The following is a 15,853-nucleotide window of genomic DNA, read 5'->3' as shown; positions in this document are numbered from 1 at the left end:
CATGAGCGACATGAATAACTCGTCGGGATCTGAAGATAAGTCTATGGACAATCTTTGGGGTGAGGCGCTGAACGAGCAGAACGCTGCGGGAAGTACAGAGCAAACGGCGGTTCCTCAGTTTTCTGAAGAGATGAACCTGATTCTGGATATCCCTGTCAAAATGACCGTGGAGCTGGGCCGCACAAAAATGACTATCAAAGAGCTGCTGCGCTTAAGCCAGGGCTCGGTGGTTTCGCTGGACGGCCTGGCGGGCGAGCCGCTCGATATTCTGATCAATGGCTACCTTATTGCCCAGGGCGAAGTGGTGGTCGTGTCCGATAAATTCGGGATTCGTATTACCGATATTATTACCCCATCCGAGCGAATGCATCGCCTGAGCCGCTAATGAACGCAGTACAACCCTCTTTTGCCGCAGGGAGCACAAACGTGCTCTCTGGCGGCGCAATCGCGCTATCGGTCATCGGTACGCTCATGCTCATTATTATGCTGATGGTACTGCTGGCGTGGATCGCCCGCCGCAGCGGGCTGGCGCGTTGCTCCCGCGAAAGCCAGGGTGCGGTATCGCTGGTGGCCAGTAAACCTCTCGGCTCGCGCGAACGGCTGGTGGTGGTTGACGTGGGCGAACAGCGTCTGGTGCTGGGTGTTACCGCGACGCACATTAGCTGTCTCACCGTGCAGGACAGGCCAGAGGTGCCTGAGCAGACGGCTCCTTCAGCGGCTTTTCCCGCCATGCTGGATAACTTTCTTCATAAATACCGTTCGGGTGGTGAGCATAAATGAACCGTCTGTTGATTGCCCGTGCCGCGACGGGCGTTGGTCTGCTGCTGCCCGTTGCCTCTGCGCTTGCCGCTAACGGCGACATTACGCTGGCCAGTTCGTCGGGCAGTGCAGGCTGGACGCTACCGATTCAGACGCTGCTGCTGCTCAGTGGATTCACGTTCATCCCCGCGGTACTGCTGATGATGACTGGCTTTACGCGTATCGTTATCGTGCTGGGATTGATGCGCAACGCGCTTGGTACGCCGACCGCGCCGCCTAATCAGGTATTAGTGGGGCTGGCTCTGTTTTTGACCTTTTTCGTGATGTCACCCGTGCTCAACCAGATCTATGAACAGGCATGGCAGCCGTTGCAGGCCAATAAAATCACCATGGAAACGGCCCTGAAGGAAGGCGTAAAACCGCTGCGGGCCTTTATGCTTGAGCAGACTCGTGAAGCCGATCTGGCGATGTTTGCCCGCATCGCTAAAACGCCGGCCCTTACCGGCCCGGAGGACGTGCCGTTGAGTATTCTGGTGCCCTCATTCGTTACCAGCGAGCTGAAAACCGCTTTCCAGATTGGTTTCACCATCTTTATTCCATTTTTGATTATTGATTTGGTGGTGGCCAGCATTCTGATGGCGCTGGGGATGATGATGGTTCCGCCAGCGACGATTGCGCTGCCCTTTAAGCTGATGCTGTTCGTCCTCGTGGATGGCTGGCAGCTGCTGGTCGGTTCGCTTGCGCAAAGCTTTTACTCATAGGAGCCTGGTATGACCCCCGAAAGCGTCATGGTATTGGGCATGGAAGCTATCAAGGTTGGGCTAATGATTGCGGGCCCGCTTTTGCTGGTCGCGCTGGCAACCGGTCTGATTATCAGTATTCTTCAGGCCGCGACGCAGGTGAACGAAATGACCATGACCTTTATCCCTAAAATCCTGATGATCGTGGGCGTCGGCGTACTGCTCGGTCCGTGGATGATGAAAATCTTTATTGAATACACGCGCATGTTGTTCGCCAGCATTCCTTACGCCATCGGCTAATGATTTTTAATCTTCCCCTTGAACAGCTTTACGCCCTGATAAGCCATTACTTTTTGGTGATGGTGCGCATCTCGGCGCTACTGCACGTTGCGCCAGTCTTCAGCGAGAAAGCGATCAGCGCCCGCCTGCGTGCGGCGTTGGCCTTAACCCTCGCGCTGCTGCTGGGCGGACTGGTTCCTGACGCCGACATAGGACTTTACTCCTGGGCGGGCGTCTGGACGATGGCTAAGCAGGTGCTCATCGGCGCCGCGATGGGGCTGACGATGCAGCTGCTGTTTGCCGCCGTTCGCCTGGCGGGCGAGATCATTGGGATGCAGATGGGACTCTCGTTTGCCACCTTCTTCGACCCGGGCAGCGGTAACAGCCCGGTGATCGCTCGCCTGCTAAACATGCTGGCGATGCTGCTCTTTCTGGTGTTTAACGGCCATCTGTGGTTGCTTTCGCTGCTTGCTGAGACCTTCGAGGCTCTCCCCATCGACGCTGAACCGCTGCATGCTGGCGGGATGTTTTACCTCGTTAATCATGCCGGACTCATCTTCAGTCAGGGGCTGATCCTGGGCCTCCCGGTGATAGCCCTGCTGCTGAGCATAAACATGGTGCTTGCGCTGCTAAACCGCCTTACCCCGCAGCTCTCGATCTTTGTAGTAGGGTTCCCGCTCACGCTGACCTTTGGCATGCTGGCCCTGTTGCTTATCGACGAAACGCTGGCTCCATTCTTTGAACGTCTTATGAGCCACGGCTTCGGGATCCTGAGCGGGCTAATACAAGCGCTGGTTTGAGGGCTTAATTCGTGCAGGCGATCCTGACTACCGTCTCCGTACCCGATGCCAGAATGCTGTTTTCCAGCAAATAGAGGGAACTGGTGGAGGTATCGCCGCTCTTAAGCTGCGGAAAAATATAATCCGTCACCTCTTTTTCGTTGCTTTGATCGCCCAGCCGACGGGCGTGGCTAAGCACCGTCAGATGCAGCAGGTTGCCGGAGTAGGACATGGTATAACTCACGCTGCGCTGTACGGGGGAAGCTTGCCCTACGCGTTTCCCGTTCTGAAAATGGCGGATATTACCGATATAGGTCGTGTGTCCCTCATGAAGTCCATCGCGGTATGAGCGATAAATTCCTCGCGCCAGCGTCACGTTGTTTTCGTCCTTGATAGTATAAAACGAGGCTGGGGCAAAGCACGTCTGCCGCAGCGGCGACGTGGCGATCGTGTACCCGATTGTTAATGCTAAACCTGTCATCAGGCCGCCAGCGAAGAGGACCTGCGGGCGTTTAATAAAGATGAAAATAGAACGATTCACAGTCATTCTTTTGCTCCTGAATGGGTTTTTGACAGGCAATAACGGCCTGATATTTATCTATCTTTCCCGTGCCGGTAGTGATGTATAAAATTTTACCTGGTCTGTAATGGACGCGTCTTTCCAGTACATATTCGGTATAGGTGTGCAGCGTTGCCTGAATAAGTTCCGTTTGGCTTACTCGGTTTTTTTGCACCATCACGATATGTCCGGGGGGGATCCCTTCTCCCTGCCAGAGGATAAACTCGATGCTCTGTGGGCTGGGGACAAACGCATTTTTGACGGATATGGCAGTAAGAATACCGATCAGCATGCCGCAGACCGCGAACGCAGCGCTTCGCAAAAGCCTTTTTCGACGCGGTGCTGGCGTAGCGGAGGGGGGAGGAGGCGTAGCCTCCACCGGCATTTCAGGCGGATGCGGTGTGGGGGCGATCTCAACGCTGTCAGCCGAGGGTTCCGGCGGGCTCTCTTCACGAATAATCAGGCGATAACCGCTTCGCGTTACGGCGACCAGCGCAATAGCATCCTGCATCTCTAGCGAGGCCAGCGCGCGTCGAAGCTTGTTCACCATAACGCGCACGCTATTATCCGTGACCTCAACGCCAGCGCTACGCCAGCCGATATCCATTAACTGTTCCTGAGACAAAATTTGTCCCTGCGCTTCCACCAGGGCGGCAAGGCAGAGGCAGGCGCTGGCGGGCAGCGTCACGCACTCGCCGTCGCGCGTTCGTGTTAGTAACCTCGTGTGCAAATCCAACGTCACTAACGATCCAATCGCAATGTAATTGACCATAATATCTTGATACTTCGTAATGAAAGATAAGGTGAATTGAATGGGTGTTTATGTTAATTGGGTAAAGTCTTTTCGTTAACAATGCGCAACAATTTCGGGCTACCTAAGGCTTATATCGCCACTATTCGCGGATCGCTAAAGGTAAATTTCAACGGTATTAACGTTATTAATGCCGATGTTAATAATTGCCAGGCCTCGGTTGGCGTATTTGTGTGATAAATAAAGTTAATGCCCTCCCATTTTGATGCGCATGCGGTGATTCCTCTCGCTGAACCTGGCGGCCCGATAGCAGTGGGGTGACGCTTATATTCATATTTTTCTGAGGCTTAGTACGTGAAGGGCATTGACTGACGGGCATTTGCTGACTGCTCAAGTTAGTTAAGCTAAATGCTTAAAAATGTATTAGTCACAGGAGGGAGTTTCTCCCTTTGCACGCTGTGCAGCGAAAACGATTTTAACATTAAATATCGGCAGTCGCTATAAATGAGTTGGTTAATTTTATCTCACTGGTCATATCATTTAAAAAATGTTGAGGTGAGCCGTTTACCGAAGGAGTGCGTTCATAATAAATGAACGAGACGCGTTCGTTCTTTCATTTCGTATTCAATGGCACTTTTTGTATGCTATTTATGGTCGGTTATCGTTTGTCTCGAAATAGGGTGAGCGCGTGTTTATATTGTTTTGTTAGGCTTTTTTCGCCCGCGCATTTTGTAATACTTTTTATTATTTATGCCTTGCCTGACAGACCGTCAGGGCAGGATGTGAACGATTCAGGAGAAGAAGCGGCGGGGAGCAAAACGAAAAAAGCCCTCCGACAGGGAGGGCTAACGCGCAATGGATACGCGTAAAATGTTGAGGCTTTTCGGGATTAACGCAGCAGGCTCAGAACGTTCTGAGGTACCTGGTTAGCCTGGCTCAGAACGGATACGCCGGCCTGTTGCAGGATGTTAGAACGGCTCATTGCGGACACTTCCACGGAGAAGTCAGCGTCCTGGATACGAGAGCGTGCTTCGGTGGTGTTAATCACAGTGGTGTTCAGGTTCGCGATAATAGAGCTGAAACGGTTCTGAATCGCACCCAGGTCAGCCTGGAAGTTGGTCACTTCGGTCAGGGCTGCGTCCAGGTTGCCCAGCAGGTCGTCGGCTGCGGCAGCATTAGCGGCGGTGTTGATGAACGCTGAGTCCGCTGCGCCTGCATCCGCGACGGTTGGTGCAGTTGCGTTATCTGCGAAGGTCAGCTCTTTCACCACGGTGTTACCGCTTGCGTCGGTGCTCTGCGCGAAGTATTTGGTGTTTGCACCGTCTTTCACGGAGAACATCTGCATGTTGCTGTCAGCAGCGTCAGCGCCGAAGGCCGCGTTGGAGATCTCGTCCAGCTTAGCCTGATCCAGCTTCACTTCAGAACCATCCTGAGCTTTGAAGGTCGCGCCTTCTTTCAGCTTGGTAGCATCGCTCAGCGTTGATGGACCGTTCAACAGGATATCGGCATCCAGCGCGCTGACTTCCGTTGCAGCACTCGCTTGTACAGCACCGTCAATGATCGCATTGCCAGCACCATCATCCTTGAAGGTGATAGCAGAGGTGTCCAGTTTAAACATTTTGTCGGCAGTTTTATCGTAAGCGAAAGCTTCACCATCAGCTACGTACAGTTCGACGTCGCCTGCTGCTGCGCCCACTGCCGTTTCAATTGCGGTGATATCAGCCGCGTCAACTTTCCAGTTACCGGCGCTAGTGCTGATACCCGTATCGTCGCCCGCTGCTTTCGCAGTAGCTGCCTTGGTGTATTCGCTGGTAGCGCCCGCAGAGCCGGCAATTTTATCGAATGCCGCAGTGAAGCCGTCCAGACCCAGAGAGTCGATGTCCAGTTTCTTCAGATCGATGTCGATGGTCTGGCCATCTTTGTCGCCAATCTGGATGGTCAGTTTATCTTTGGAACCATCGAGAACGTTAACGCCGTTGAAGTTGGTGGTTTCAGAAATACGTTTGATCTCGTCCAGACGTGCAGAGATCTCCTTTTTGATGGAGTCACGGTCGTCAGAGGAGTTGGTGCCGTTTTTTGCCTGAACGGTCAGTTCACGGATACGCTGCAAGTTCTCGGTTACTTCTTCCAGCGCGCCCTCGGTGGTCTGCGCCAGGGAGATACCATCGTTGGCGTTACGTGCTGCCTGGGTCAGGCCGCGGATAGAAGAGGTGAAGCGGTTAGAGATCGCCATACCTGCTGCATCGTCTTTCGCACTGTTAATACGCAGACCGGAAGAGAGACGCTGAATTGCAGTACCCAGAGAAGTCTGAGATTTGTTCAGGTTGTTCTGAGCCATCAAGCTCAATGCGTTAGTATTAATGACCTGGGCCATATCAATATCCTTTTAAATAAAGTAACGACGGCATTCGCCAGTTAAATATGCGATGTCTGTTGCGCATACTGAATTAATCGGATGAAAAGGAAATGACTAAATTATTTTTTCATAATTTTTTATATTCCTGGAAAAGCGCGCATAAGTGATGGCAATTATCCTGATTGCCACAGTCAATAGCCTGATAAGCGTATAAGAGTGTATTAACGTGGTGGTTCCGTTGTCGCCTGCGCTGTAAAAAATTAAACTTTATGGCCGAAACCCCGATGTTATCGCTATATCTATCTTCACTGTAACAGGAATACAAATCATGGCTTCGTTCTCTATGTCAGGCCTCGGCGGCTCCGGGTTAGATATTGAAAGTATGATTTCGCAGCTCCAGGTAGCTGAGAATAAAAAATTAAATCCCTATTTGCAGAAGCAGAGTAATTATGAAGGACAAACTTCCTCCTGGGGTAAAATCTCCAGCAGCCTGGATGCGGTGAAAACGGCGCTGAAAAAACTGGAGGATGAAGGGTTCAACGGGGTCAGCATTGGCACCAACAAGGCATTTAACGCAACGGCAGGTAAGGGAGCGATCCCGAATAGCTACTCAGTCCAGGTTGAGCAGTTAGCAAAAGCCAATAAAGTGGGGACGGCACCGCAAAAAGCGAACGACACCCAGCTGGGCGACGGCGCCGGTCCGCGTACGGTGACCATCACCGCAGGCAAAGGCAAGCCGATGGAGGTGGAACTGAAAGATGATGAGACCTCTCTGGTACAGATTGCTAAAAAAATTAATGCTAAAAATGGCGATGTTACCGCGACGGTAATGCCTGCCGAAGATGGCAAATATCAGCTGGTTGTGACGTCGAAAAAGACCGGCGAAGATGGCGAAATTAGCATCAGCGTAAGCGGCGACAGTAAGCTGGCGAAAGTGCTGGATTACGATCCGGCAGTCACGCCGGGTGCGGATAATGCCCGGGAGATTACGCCGGCACAGAATGCCATTGTCTACATTGATGGTACGAAGATTGAACGCAGCTCCAATACCATTTCTGACGCCATTGACGGGATCACCCTCGATCTGCGCGAGGTCTCAGAAAAAGATCCTGACGACGCATCAAAACTGAAATCAGAAACACTGTCGATCACCGCCGATACCTCTAAGGTTAAAAGCCTGATTGAAGAGTTTGTGAATGCCTATAACGCCTATCTTAGCGCGGCATCCAGCGCCAGTGCCTACAACGAACCGGAGAAGACGACCGGCGATGAACTGCCGCAGGCCAACGCGTCAAACGGCGCGCTTTTCGGTGACGGTACTCTGCGCCGTTTGACCAGCCAGATGAAGTCCGCTGTCGCAGGCAGCTATGGCGATGCCGACGATCTGTATAAATCGCTGGGTGCGCTCGGTATCAAGGTGAATTTCAACGAAAGCAAACCCGGCGAAGAGCGTACCGGTACCCTGGGCATACTCTCTATCGACAATAAAAAGCTCGATGAAGCGCTGAAGAAAAATCCAAAGGAGGTGGAAGCCCTGTTTTTAGGCACCGGCTCAACGGGCGGGATTAAGGACCGCATGGAGGAGGTGTTCACCACCTATCTGGGCGACAACGATTCGATCCCGAAGGTAGAAGGGGCTATCGCAACCGCCCTCAAAGGGGTAAAGGAACAAAATACCCGCGTTGAAAAACAGATTGCCCGCATGCAGGAACGCATTCAGGACAGCCTTGACCGCAGCCGTAAGGAATTCCAGCGTCTCGACCAGGCCCTGACGCAAATGAACAGTACGAGCCAGCAGCTTCAGTCCGCGCTGCTTGGGATCATGGGATAAACTTTAACGCATCCGGGCAGGTCAACTGCCCGGCAGGAACCGAAGATGTACACCAAAACGGGCAACAGCGCCTATTCCTCCGTCTCTCTGGACAGCCAGATTGCTGGCGCCACCCCGCACCAGCTCATCGTATTGCTCTACGACGGAGCAATTAATGCCATGCGTCGCGCCGAGATTTACTTCCAGTCCGGAAATATCGCTCGCCGGGGTGAGATGATCTCCCGGGCAATCAACATTATTGATAACGGCCTGCGCGCCGGGCTTAACCATGAGGTAGGGGGACAGATTGCCGCCGACCTGGAGCGACTGTACGAGTATATTTCGCGCTCTTTGCTGGAGGCGAACCTTAATAAGTCCGGGGAAATGCTTCCGCACCTTATCTCGCTGATGGTGGATATGGCCGAGACGTGGAAAGCCATCGACCCGCAGGCGCGTCAGGTGAAGCATGGCTGATACACTTACGCGGCAAATCGCCCTGATGTTGCAGAGTAACGAACGTCTGCAACGGTTAGCAGACGAGGAGGCGTGGGAGTGCTTTACTGAAGAGGTTACAGCCTACGCGCGGGGTATGCAGGCGCTCTGTGAGTTCGATCTCTCGCCGCTTGCCGATGACGCCCGCGCACAGCTTGCGCAGCTTCTTGCCCAGGACGAACGTCTGCGCCAGCGGATGTTTGTCCGGCGAGGCCATCTCAGCGAGAACATTTCGGCTTTACTTAAATCAAACGCGTCCGCTCAGGCATACCACACTGTCTGACGCTCCCGCCCCTGGAGGCGGGAGCATGTCCCGCCTCAATCCCTCTGCAACATGACGTTAGCGCGCAAAAAAAAGCTCGCCATGGGCGAGCTCGATTACGAGTAAGCAAGACGCGAATCAGATACTGATATTGTATTTACGACCCGCGGGAGCCTGGCTGGATTCACCGGCGGGGCCGTAGAGCGTGTTGGCGTGACCCACGCGGTCTACCACCTTCTGCATATATTGATTCTTCTTCATATGGTTTTGCAGAAGCGTTTCGACCTGCGCGTTCAGCGTTTTGGTGCTTTGCACCCGTTCTCTTATCAGCTTCCAGCTGGTGAACAGCCTGCTGTGATGGTGATAGGGCGCCTGAAGGGCGGAAAGCTGTTCCTGCTGGAGACGCATTTCATCGTAGTACTGAATTGACGAAAGCAATTGGCTTTTATTATCCGATAATACCTGTAGCGAAACGGGATTGATTTGTGCGCGGCTGAGCTGATTGACCTCTTCAATCATGATGGCTTCCAGCTCGTCCAGGGACGTTTTCATTTGCGTCAGTATCGGGTACAGCTTATCCATAATGTTAAAAAATCCTGCCGTTATTAATACTCAAAAATATGTCGCACCAGCGCCTGAGCAATTTTCTCTGGCTCGATAGTGAGCTCCCCGGAGTCCATTGCGGCACGGATTTTATCCACGCGTGCATAATCCACGTCACGGCTGTCGTCGGTCTGAATTTTTTTTGTCAGCGCGCTCAGGGTCACTTCGGTTTTGTTTCCGCGCGCTTCGCCCGCCGCGACGGTATTTTCCTGCGCGGCGCCGCGTGTACGCAGTTCCTGTCCGCCGGCCAGATTGCCAATCGGTGCAGTGGGTTGGGTACTTTCGATGCTCATGTTTATCCTCGCCAGTCATCGTTATTGCTTTTGCCTATACACTAGACTTCGGAAATACACGAAAAAACTAAAATTATTGTTCTGAAAAAATTGTCACGGCTCCGTCCCGACCCACTTTTCCCGTGACGTTACGTCCGCCCGTGGTTTTTACGCGCAGCGTATCGTCAACCGCAGCGTTGTTTAACGCTTTGCCCTGGCTGCGGATAAAGAAACCCGGTCCCGACATGACCAGCTCTACCGTCTGCCCGGCACGAAGACGCCACTGCTGGCGCAGCTGGTTTTGCAGCACCGGTTTACCCGCCGCAAGGGGGCGTAAAAGGCGTTGGCCGACAATGTCCCTCGCATCGAACATTAGCCCTACGGGCAAATCGTCCAGGCTACCGGTCATCGGCGTTATATCGCCCTGCTGCACAATTTCCCCGCCCTTCAGACTATGGCTGGCGACCCAGAAGGTTCCCTGGGCGCTAATGCTAAACGGCAGATAGAACTTACGCATGCCGCAGCGTGCCACCGCGGTGCGTTTGCCGGTGAGACGGTTATCATGCCCGGCCAGGCTCAGGTCAGGATTTTCGCACACCGCTGATATCTGCCCGGGCGAGGCCAGCAGCGTAACGGTACGAACGATATTGCCCGGATTTTCCGTGAGCTTGACCAGCGCCTCCAGTTTCTGCACTAATCGCAGTTTTGCCGTTGTCGCGGATGGCACGCTGGCGTACAGCGGGCTGGCGAAAAAAAGCGTTACCAGCGTTATGCGTAATAATGGAAGCTTCATCTTGTTGCCTTATTGTAAAACCAGTAAAGTAAACCGGTATGTTTATTCTGAATAAATTATATACGCGAAAGAAACGCTTTTATTGCGTTAAATAATGACACTTCTGCTGCCGTTTTCATGAATCAGTTCCGCCTGTTTTAAATATCTATTTTAATTTCGCTAATAGCGCCTATTTCTGTCAGGTCTTTGCAGTGTGATATTTCATCAGCGCTGTCTACACTATCGCGGTTTATATAAAGCAAGGCAGGGACCAGAGTGCATGATGAATAAACTTGACGATGCGTTTCGCTTCCAGCAGCAGGCGTTAGGTCTCCTCTCGCGTCGGCAGGAAATCCTGGCATCGAATATTGCGAATGCCGATACGCCAGGCTATCAGGCGCGAGATATTGATTTTTCTCAGCAGCTTAAAAATGCGTTAGGGAATAAACCTGCATCAGGGCCTGTCACCATGGCGTTAACGTCCAGCAAGCATATGCAGGGCAAAAAAATGCCTTTCGATGATGCTCAGTTGCTATATCGCGTACCGGATCAGCCAAGCGCGGATGGTAACACCGTGGATATGGACCGCGAGCGAGTTAATTTCGCGGATAACGCCATGAAATATCAATCGAGCCTGACATTCCTCGGTGCAGATATTAAGAAAATGATGACGGTAGTCAGTCAGGGGTAAATAAATGTCGTTATTTAGCGTATTTGATATTTCAGGCTCGGCGATGGCCGCGCAGTCAAAACGTCTCAACGTGAGCGCCAGCAATATGGCGAACGCAGACAGCGTTGCCGGACCTGACGGACATCCTTACCGCGCCCGCCAGGTCATGTTTGAAGCGGACACCTCTGCCCAGGGCATCGGCGGCGTCAGAGTCAGCGACGTGGTGGAGAGTACAGCGCCCGATCGCCTGGTCTATGAGCCCGGAAATCCGCTGGCGGACGAACAGGGGTATGTCCGCATGCCTAACGTCAACGTGGTCAATGAGATGGTCAATACCATTTCCGCCTCACGCAGCTATCAGGCAAATGTGGAGGTGATGAACTCCGCCAAGGCCCTGATGCAGAAAACCTTAACCCTCGGCCAGTAAGGCAGGATATGACAGTTTCAACGGTAAACGACACCAGCGGCAATACCAGTACTTACGGCACGGGCAGCAGTGCAGCCGACCTCTCCGAGCAGTTTATGAAGCTGCTGGTTGCGCAGATGCAAAACCAGGACCCGACTAACCCGATGGATAACAACCAGCTGACCTCCCAGCTGGCACAGTTCAATACCGCCGCGGGAGTGGAAAAACTTAACTCATCCGTCGGCAACGTTCAGGCGCTTATGGCGCAGTTGGGCAGTATGAGCGCCGCCTCATGGGTAGGCCGTGGGGTACTGATCGAGGGCGATCCGAAGGTCGCCTTTGGTGACGCCGCGCAGCCTCTGGACGGCGAGGAGAAGCCGTCAGACAGCTTCAGTTTCCTGTTATCGGGCGATGCAGAAACGGTCACCGTCACGCTGAAGGATGATGAAGGCAATGCCTATACGGCGCAGCTGAAGGACGTGAAATCCGGGGTGAAGACTTACACCCTGGACGATCTGGAAAACTTCCAGCCGGAGCCAGGGCCACCTCAGGACAGGGAGTACACGCTCTCCTTTGACGCGAAAAATCCGGAAGGCGATAACCCGGAAATCTCCGGCCTGATTCAGGAGCAGGTGTCTGGCGTCACGATGACGGCCAACGGCGCGGTACTGCACCTGCTCAATCATGACCCCATCACCATGGGCGACGTGGTTGTTATCCAAAAATAGCGAATAATTTACTCTCTGGAACTTCAATATGAGTTTTTCACAAGGTCTTAGCGGTCTCAATGCAGCCGCCAAAGCGCTGGACGTGGTTGGAAACAACATCGCCAACTCCCAGACAGCAGGTTTTAAAGCAGGCTCCGTGGCCTTCGCCGACATCTTCGCCGGAACGACGGGCCTCGGGGTTCAGGTTGCGGGCGTGACCCAGAACTTCGGCGACGGTGGCCTGACGGCGGGCAACAGCTCGCTGGATATGGGCTTACAGGGAAAAGGATTTTTCCGCATGGTGAGCGAAGGTGGCGCCGTCTTTTACGGACGTAACGGCCAGTTCAAGCAGGATCAGAACGGCAATATCATCAACAGCACCAATGGCTTGTACCTGACCGGCTACCAGGCGACCGGTACACCGCCGACAATCGCTCCCGGCGCGCCTGTAGGACCTATTCGTATACCGACCGAAGACATGCCGCCAGCGGCGTCTACCGCCGGATCCCTTACGGGTAACCTGAAGTCAGATGACACCACCATCATCACCGAACCGTTCGATCATAGCGATCCAAAAACCTACAACTATCAGAGCCAGATTGAAGCGACCGACACGCTGGGCAATAAACACACCGTAAAGGTCTACTTTGTGCAGACCGCGGCAGGCGAGTGGAAAGCTTACGCGCGCGATGAAACCGCGCCCGGCACGCCTGATGTGACCTCTCTGGAGTTGAAGTTCGATAGCAACGGCAATATGGACACTGCGGCGATGGCCAGTACCAAAATGACCATCAACGGTGCTGCGTTTAATGGCTCCGCGCCGCTGAGTATCGACCTGGATCTTTCCAGCTTAACCCGCCGGGCCACCGATAGCCTCGTGAAAGTTGACACGATCGACGGACAGGCCCCGGGTAAATATCAGAGCTTTGTTATTGGCGACAGCGGAGAAGTGGTCGCGACCTACAGTAACGGTCAGCGACAGACCGTGGCCCAAATCGTACTGGCTGATTTCGCCAATAGCGGTGGGCTGGCAGCTGAAGGTAATAACGTCTGGAGCGAAACGCCGCAGTCCGGCCAGCCGTTTCTTGGCACCTCCGGCTCCGGCAGCTTCGGTACGATAAACGGGAATATGCTTGAGCAGTCTAACGTCGATCTGGGGCAGGAAATGGTCAATATGATTGTCTACCAGCGTAATTACCAGTCGAACTCGCAAACCATCAAAACCCAGTCTGAGCTACTCCAGACGCTGGTTAACCTGCGATAAGGGCGGCGGATGGATCGCGCAATATATACCGCATTGAGTGCTGCTAACGCGGCGCTCAACCGCCAGGCCGTGACGTCGAACAACATGGCTAACAGCGCCACGGCGGGCTTTCGTGCCCAACTGGCCGCGTTTCGCGCTGTGCCGGTTGAGGGAGAGACCCTGAAAACTCGCGCGCTGGTAGCGGAATCAACGCCGTATAACGACGACACCATGGGACCGATTACCCACACCGGACGCAGTCTCGACGTTGCACTCCCGCAGAACGGCTGGCTGACGGTAGCCCTGCCGGACGGCAGTGAAGGGTACACCCGTAATGGCGGCATTGAGATCGATCAGGACGGCGCGTTGCAGGTTGGCGGGAAGCCGCTGATGGGCGACGGCGCACCTCTGGTGGTTCCTCCCCATTCGCAGATCACCATTGCGGAGGACGGTACCGTCTCTGCACTCGGCGCGGGTGATGAGCCTACGGCCGTCGTGCCGGTCGGAAGACTGAAAATGGTTAACGCTCCCATGAGCACCCTGATCCACGGCGACGATGGGCTGTTTCGCCCGGCAGCGGGCGGTGCGTTGCCCCAGGATGACGCCATGCGTCTGAGTCCTGAATCCCTTGAGGGGAGTAACGTGAGCCCGGTGAAGGCTATGACGGAGATGATTGCCACCGCACGCAGCTTCGAGATGAACATGAAGGTGATCCGCACCGCGGATGAAAACGCGCAAAAGGCCAACCAGCTATTAAGCGTGGGCTAACCCGCGCAAGGAGTACAGATGATTCGGTCATTATGGATCGCAAAAACCGGTCTGGAAGCACAGCAGACCAATATGGACGTAATTTCAAACAACCTGGCGAACGTCAACACCAACGGCTTTAAGCGCCAGCGAGCGGTGTTCCAGGATTTGCTTTATCAAACCATGCGCCAGCCCGGTGCACAGGCTTCCGAACAGACGACGCTGCCAAGCGGCCTCCAGCTAGGTACCGGCGTGCGTCCGGTCTCTACCCAGCGCGTGCATACCCAGGGCGGCCTTAACATGACCGGTAACGATACCGATGTCGCTATCGAAGGCAAAGGCTTCTTCCAGGTGCAGTTGCCCGACGGCAGCACCGCATACACCCGTGACGGACATTTCGATAAAAATGAAAACGGCCAGCTGGTAAACGCAGAAGGCCATCCTATTCTGCCGGGCGTAGTGGTGCCGCAGGACGCCAAAGAGATGCAGATAAGCCCTGATGGTATCGTCAGCGTGACGCTCCCGGGCCAGGCTCAGCCGCAGCAGGTGGGGCAGTTGACCCTGGCGACCTTTGTCAACGATGCCGGTCTCGAAAGCATTGGCGGCAATCTTTATCGTGAAACGCAATCCTCCGGCGCCCCGAATGAACTGAATCCGGGCCTTGAAGATGCAGGCACGCTCAAGCAGAAATACATCGAGACGTCTAACGTCAACGTGGCCGAGGAGCTGGTCAATATGATCCAGGTCCAGCGCGCCTACGAGATCAACAGTAAGGCCGTTTCTGCATCCGATCAGATGTTGCAGAGGCTCACCCAGCTTTAATTTCCTCTCTCTTACCGCTCCGGGCGCTGGCTCGGGCGGATAGATGGTTTATCGACACGTAAATGAAAACACTTTTTACATACAGTCCATCAGGGCTATCGCGTCCTGCACTGCTGGCGGGCGTGCTGCTGTTAAGCGGCTGCGCGCACATTTTGCAAAAGCCGCTCGTGGACGGACCAACGTCGGCAGAACCATTACCGATGGCACCGGTCACAACCGGCGGCTCGCTGTTCCAGGCAGGACAAGCCATGAACTATGGCTATCAGCCGATGTTTGAAGACCGCAGGCCGCGCAGCGTGGGCGACACGTTGACGATCCTGCTTCAGGAAAACGTTAGCGCCAGCAAGAGCTCCTCCGCCAGTGCCAACCGTAATGGATCGGCCGGAATGGGATTACTGGCCATGCCGGGCAGCTCGAACAGCTGGCTTGGTAACGGCAAAGCGGACTTTAACGCGGAGGGCAAAAGCGACTTCTCCGGCAAGGGCGGGGCGGCAGCGCGCAACACCTTTACCGGCACCATCACGGTGACGGTAAATAAACTCCTGCCGAACGGCAATCTACAGGTGGTCGGTGAGAAGCAGATCGCCATAAACCAGGGGACCGAGTTTATACGCTTCTCGGGTGTGGTGAACCCTCGCACCATCAGCGGGGCCAACACCGTGCCCTCAACTCAGGTGGCGGATGCGCGCATTGAGTATGTCGGCAACGGCTACATCAACGAAGCGCAGACGATGGGCTGGCTGCAACGCCTGTTCCTGAACCTTTCTCCTTTCTGATATGACGATGAATACAAAATCCATTCTGTTCTTTCTCGGCCTGCTGCT

General features: G+C 54.1%; 21 protein-coding genes. 15 read left to right on the top strand and 6 right to left on the bottom strand.

What is annotated here, in order from left to right:
- Nucleotide 1: 1 nt before the first annotated feature.
- Genes fliN through fliR form a run of 5 tightly spaced genes read left to right on the top strand, consistent with a single transcriptional unit; the run spans nt 2 to nt 2,578 of the window.
- A complete protein-coding gene (fliN, locus tag IM300_RS00610) occupies nt 2–385 on the top strand; it encodes a flagellar motor switch protein FliN (protein WP_015571612.1) in 384 nt (127 codons plus the stop codon).
- On the top strand, nt 385–780 hold the full coding sequence (gene fliO / locus IM300_RS00605) for a flagellar biosynthetic protein FliO (RefSeq protein WP_193034824.1): 396 nt from the start codon (nt 385–387) through the stop codon (nt 778–780). Before fliN ends, fliO begins: the two co-directional genes overlap by 1 nt.
- Nucleotides 777–1,520 carry a flagellar type III secretion system pore protein FliP gene (fliP, locus tag IM300_RS00600; RefSeq protein WP_063865288.1) on the top strand — a complete coding sequence of 248 codons (744 nt, stop codon included), beginning with the start codon at nt 777–779 and terminating at the stop codon, nt 1,518–1,520. Before fliO ends, fliP begins: the two co-directional genes overlap by 4 nt.
- A 9-nt stretch (nt 1,521–1,529) precedes the next feature.
- The gene (gene fliQ / locus IM300_RS00595) at nt 1,530–1,799 is read left to right on the top strand and encodes a flagellar biosynthesis protein FliQ (protein ID WP_017692822.1); all 270 of its coding nucleotides are present in this window, start codon (nt 1,530–1,532) and stop codon (nt 1,797–1,799) included.
- Complete coding sequence (gene fliR, locus IM300_RS00590; RefSeq protein WP_074177562.1) at nt 1,799–2,578, top strand: flagellar biosynthetic protein FliR; 780 nt, start codon at nt 1,799–1,801, stop codon at nt 2,576–2,578. Before fliQ ends, fliR begins: the two co-directional genes overlap by 1 nt.
- A gap of 4 nt (nt 2,579–2,582) precedes the next feature.
- Here fliR and IM300_RS00585 read toward each other — a convergent pair whose 3' ends face one another.
- From IM300_RS00585 to IM300_RS00575, 3 genes are all read right to left on the bottom strand, one after another.
- Nucleotides 2,583–3,104, bottom strand: coding sequence for a hypothetical protein (locus tag IM300_RS00585; RefSeq protein WP_193034822.1), 522 nt, complete (start codon nt 3,102–3,104; stop codon nt 2,583–2,585).
- A complete protein-coding gene (locus IM300_RS00580; protein ID WP_370552228.1) occupies nt 3,070–3,804 on the bottom strand; it encodes a transcriptional regulator in 735 nt (244 codons plus the stop codon). The genes IM300_RS00585 and IM300_RS00580 overlap by 35 nt, the downstream gene beginning before the upstream one ends.
- Before the next feature lie 952 nt (nt 3,805–4,756).
- Nucleotides 4,757–6,241, bottom strand: a complete 1,485-nt coding sequence (locus IM300_RS00575) for a flagellin (protein WP_193034820.1) — start codon at nt 6,239–6,241, stop codon at nt 4,757–4,759.
- 310 nt (nt 6,242–6,551) lie between these two features.
- Here IM300_RS00575 and fliD point away from each other — a divergent pair, with 310 nt between their 5' ends.
- Genes fliD through IM300_RS00560 form a run of 3 tightly spaced genes read left to right on the top strand, consistent with a single transcriptional unit; the run spans nt 6,552 to nt 8,808 of the window.
- Complete coding sequence (gene fliD, locus IM300_RS00570) at nt 6,552–8,054, top strand: flagellar filament capping protein FliD (RefSeq protein ID WP_063865285.1); 1,503 nt, start codon at nt 6,552–6,554, stop codon at nt 8,052–8,054.
- Nucleotides 8,055–8,099: 45 nt separating this feature from the next.
- Complete coding sequence (fliS, locus tag IM300_RS00565) at nt 8,100–8,507, top strand: flagellar export chaperone FliS (RefSeq protein ID WP_017692827.1); 408 nt, start codon at nt 8,100–8,102, stop codon at nt 8,505–8,507.
- The gene (locus IM300_RS00560; protein WP_193034818.1) at nt 8,500–8,808 is read left to right on the top strand and encodes a flagellar protein FliT; all 309 of its coding nucleotides are present in this window, start codon (nt 8,500–8,502) and stop codon (nt 8,806–8,808) included. Before fliS ends, IM300_RS00560 begins: the two co-directional genes overlap by 8 nt.
- Before the next feature lie 117 nt (nt 8,809–8,925).
- Here IM300_RS00560 and IM300_RS00555 read toward each other — a convergent pair whose 3' ends face one another.
- The 3 genes from IM300_RS00555 to flgA form a co-directional block, all read right to left on the bottom strand.
- Nucleotides 8,926–9,369 carry a flagella synthesis protein FlgN gene (locus tag IM300_RS00555; RefSeq protein ID WP_063865283.1) on the bottom strand — a complete coding sequence of 148 codons (444 nt, stop codon included), beginning with the start codon at nt 9,367–9,369 and terminating at the stop codon, nt 8,926–8,928.
- A 23-nt stretch (nt 9,370–9,392) separates the two neighbouring features.
- The gene (flgM, locus tag IM300_RS00550; protein WP_193034816.1) at nt 9,393–9,683 is read right to left on the bottom strand and encodes a flagellar biosynthesis anti-sigma factor FlgM; all 291 of its coding nucleotides are present in this window, start codon (nt 9,681–9,683) and stop codon (nt 9,393–9,395) included.
- A 73-nt stretch (nt 9,684–9,756) separates the two neighbouring features.
- Nucleotides 9,757–10,455 carry a flagellar basal body P-ring formation chaperone FlgA gene (gene flgA / locus IM300_RS00545; protein WP_193034814.1) on the bottom strand — a complete coding sequence of 233 codons (699 nt, stop codon included), beginning with the start codon at nt 10,453–10,455 and terminating at the stop codon, nt 9,757–9,759.
- Between the two features lie 259 nt (nt 10,456–10,714).
- On the opposite strand from flgA, the gene flgB reads away from it, so the two are divergent.
- The 7 genes from flgB to IM300_RS00510 all read left to right on the top strand — a co-directional run bounded on the left by flgB (nt 10,715) and on the right by IM300_RS00510 (nt 15,805).
- Nucleotides 10,715–11,125, top strand: a complete 411-nt coding sequence (gene flgB / locus IM300_RS00540) for a flagellar basal body rod protein FlgB (RefSeq protein ID WP_063865280.1) — start codon at nt 10,715–10,717, stop codon at nt 11,123–11,125.
- 4 nt (nt 11,126–11,129) lie between these two features.
- Nucleotides 11,130–11,531 carry a flagellar basal body rod protein FlgC gene (gene flgC / locus IM300_RS00535; RefSeq protein ID WP_193034812.1) on the top strand — a complete coding sequence of 134 codons (402 nt, stop codon included), beginning with the start codon at nt 11,130–11,132 and terminating at the stop codon, nt 11,529–11,531.
- 8 nt (nt 11,532–11,539) lie between these two features.
- On the top strand, nt 11,540–12,238 hold the full coding sequence (locus IM300_RS00530) for a flagellar hook assembly protein FlgD (protein WP_063865278.1): 699 nt from the start codon (nt 11,540–11,542) through the stop codon (nt 12,236–12,238).
- Nucleotides 12,239–12,266: 28 nt separating this feature from the next.
- Entirely contained in the window at nt 12,267–13,481 is a 1,215-nt protein-coding gene (flgE, locus tag IM300_RS00525; protein ID WP_063865277.1) for a flagellar hook protein FlgE, read from the top strand.
- A gap of 9 nt (nt 13,482–13,490) precedes the next feature.
- Nucleotides 13,491–14,228, top strand: coding sequence for a flagellar basal body rod protein FlgF (locus tag IM300_RS00520; protein WP_063865276.1), 738 nt, complete (start codon nt 13,491–13,493; stop codon nt 14,226–14,228).
- Nucleotides 14,229–14,246: 18 nt separating this feature from the next.
- Entirely contained in the window at nt 14,247–15,029 is a 783-nt protein-coding gene (gene flgG, locus IM300_RS00515) for a flagellar basal-body rod protein FlgG (protein ID WP_015571595.1), read from the top strand.
- A 62-nt stretch (nt 15,030–15,091) separates the two neighbouring features.
- Nucleotides 15,092–15,805, top strand: a complete 714-nt coding sequence (locus tag IM300_RS00510) for a flagellar basal body L-ring protein FlgH (RefSeq protein ID WP_063865275.1) — start codon at nt 15,092–15,094, stop codon at nt 15,803–15,805.
- The last annotated feature ends 48 nt before the right edge of the window (nt 15,806–15,853 follow it).

Origin of the sequence: Enterobacter cloacae complex sp. I2, assembly GCF_014896205.1 — a bacterium.
Classification (GTDB): Bacteria; Pseudomonadota; Gammaproteobacteria; order Enterobacterales; family Enterobacteriaceae; genus Enterobacter; species Enterobacter quasihormaechei.
Note: the sequence above shows the minus strand (reverse complement) of the source record. Positions and strands in the feature narration are given on the sequence as shown.

What these genes read in the sequence shown, in the direction of transcription:
- fliN (WP_015571612.1), top strand. Translation starts at nt 2, where the DNA reads ATGAGCGACATGAATAACTCGTCGGGATCTGAAGATAAGTCTATGGAC.
- fliO (WP_193034824.1), top strand. Translation starts at nt 385, where the DNA reads ATGAACGCAGTACAACCCTCTTTTGCCGCAGGGAGCACAAACGTGCTC.
- fliP (WP_063865288.1), top strand. Translation starts at nt 777, where the DNA reads ATGAACCGTCTGTTGATTGCCCGTGCCGCGACGGGCGTTGGTCTGCTG.
- fliQ (WP_017692822.1), top strand. Translation starts at nt 1,530, where the DNA reads ATGACCCCCGAAAGCGTCATGGTATTGGGCATGGAAGCTATCAAGGTT.
- fliR (WP_074177562.1), top strand. Translation starts at nt 1,799, where the DNA reads ATGATTTTTAATCTTCCCCTTGAACAGCTTTACGCCCTGATAAGCCAT.
- IM300_RS00585 (WP_193034822.1), bottom strand. Translation starts at nt 3,104, where the DNA reads ATGACTGTGAATCGTTCTATTTTCATCTTTATTAAACGCCCGCAGGTC.
- IM300_RS00575 (WP_193034820.1), bottom strand. Translation starts at nt 6,241, where the DNA reads ATGGCCCAGGTCATTAATACTAACGCATTGAGCTTGATGGCTCAGAAC.
- fliD (WP_063865285.1), top strand. Translation starts at nt 6,552, where the DNA reads ATGGCTTCGTTCTCTATGTCAGGCCTCGGCGGCTCCGGGTTAGATATT.
- fliS (WP_017692827.1), top strand. Translation starts at nt 8,100, where the DNA reads ATGTACACCAAAACGGGCAACAGCGCCTATTCCTCCGTCTCTCTGGAC.
- IM300_RS00560 (WP_193034818.1), top strand. Translation starts at nt 8,500, where the DNA reads ATGGCTGATACACTTACGCGGCAAATCGCCCTGATGTTGCAGAGTAAC.
- IM300_RS00555 (WP_063865283.1), bottom strand. Translation starts at nt 9,369, where the DNA reads ATGGATAAGCTGTACCCGATACTGACGCAAATGAAAACGTCCCTGGAC.
- flgM (WP_193034816.1), bottom strand. Translation starts at nt 9,683, where the DNA reads ATGAGCATCGAAAGTACCCAACCCACTGCACCGATTGGCAATCTGGCC.
- flgA (WP_193034814.1), bottom strand. Translation starts at nt 10,455, where the DNA reads ATGAAGCTTCCATTATTACGCATAACGCTGGTAACGCTTTTTTTCGCC.
- flgB (WP_063865280.1), top strand. Translation starts at nt 10,715, where the DNA reads ATGATGAATAAACTTGACGATGCGTTTCGCTTCCAGCAGCAGGCGTTA.
- flgC (WP_193034812.1), top strand. Translation starts at nt 11,130, where the DNA reads ATGTCGTTATTTAGCGTATTTGATATTTCAGGCTCGGCGATGGCCGCG.
- IM300_RS00530 (WP_063865278.1), top strand. Translation starts at nt 11,540, where the DNA reads ATGACAGTTTCAACGGTAAACGACACCAGCGGCAATACCAGTACTTAC.
- flgE (WP_063865277.1), top strand. Translation starts at nt 12,267, where the DNA reads ATGAGTTTTTCACAAGGTCTTAGCGGTCTCAATGCAGCCGCCAAAGCG.
- IM300_RS00520 (WP_063865276.1), top strand. Translation starts at nt 13,491, where the DNA reads ATGGATCGCGCAATATATACCGCATTGAGTGCTGCTAACGCGGCGCTC.
- flgG (WP_015571595.1), top strand. Translation starts at nt 14,247, where the DNA reads ATGATTCGGTCATTATGGATCGCAAAAACCGGTCTGGAAGCACAGCAG.
- IM300_RS00510 (WP_063865275.1), top strand. Translation starts at nt 15,092, where the DNA reads ATGAAAACACTTTTTACATACAGTCCATCAGGGCTATCGCGTCCTGCA.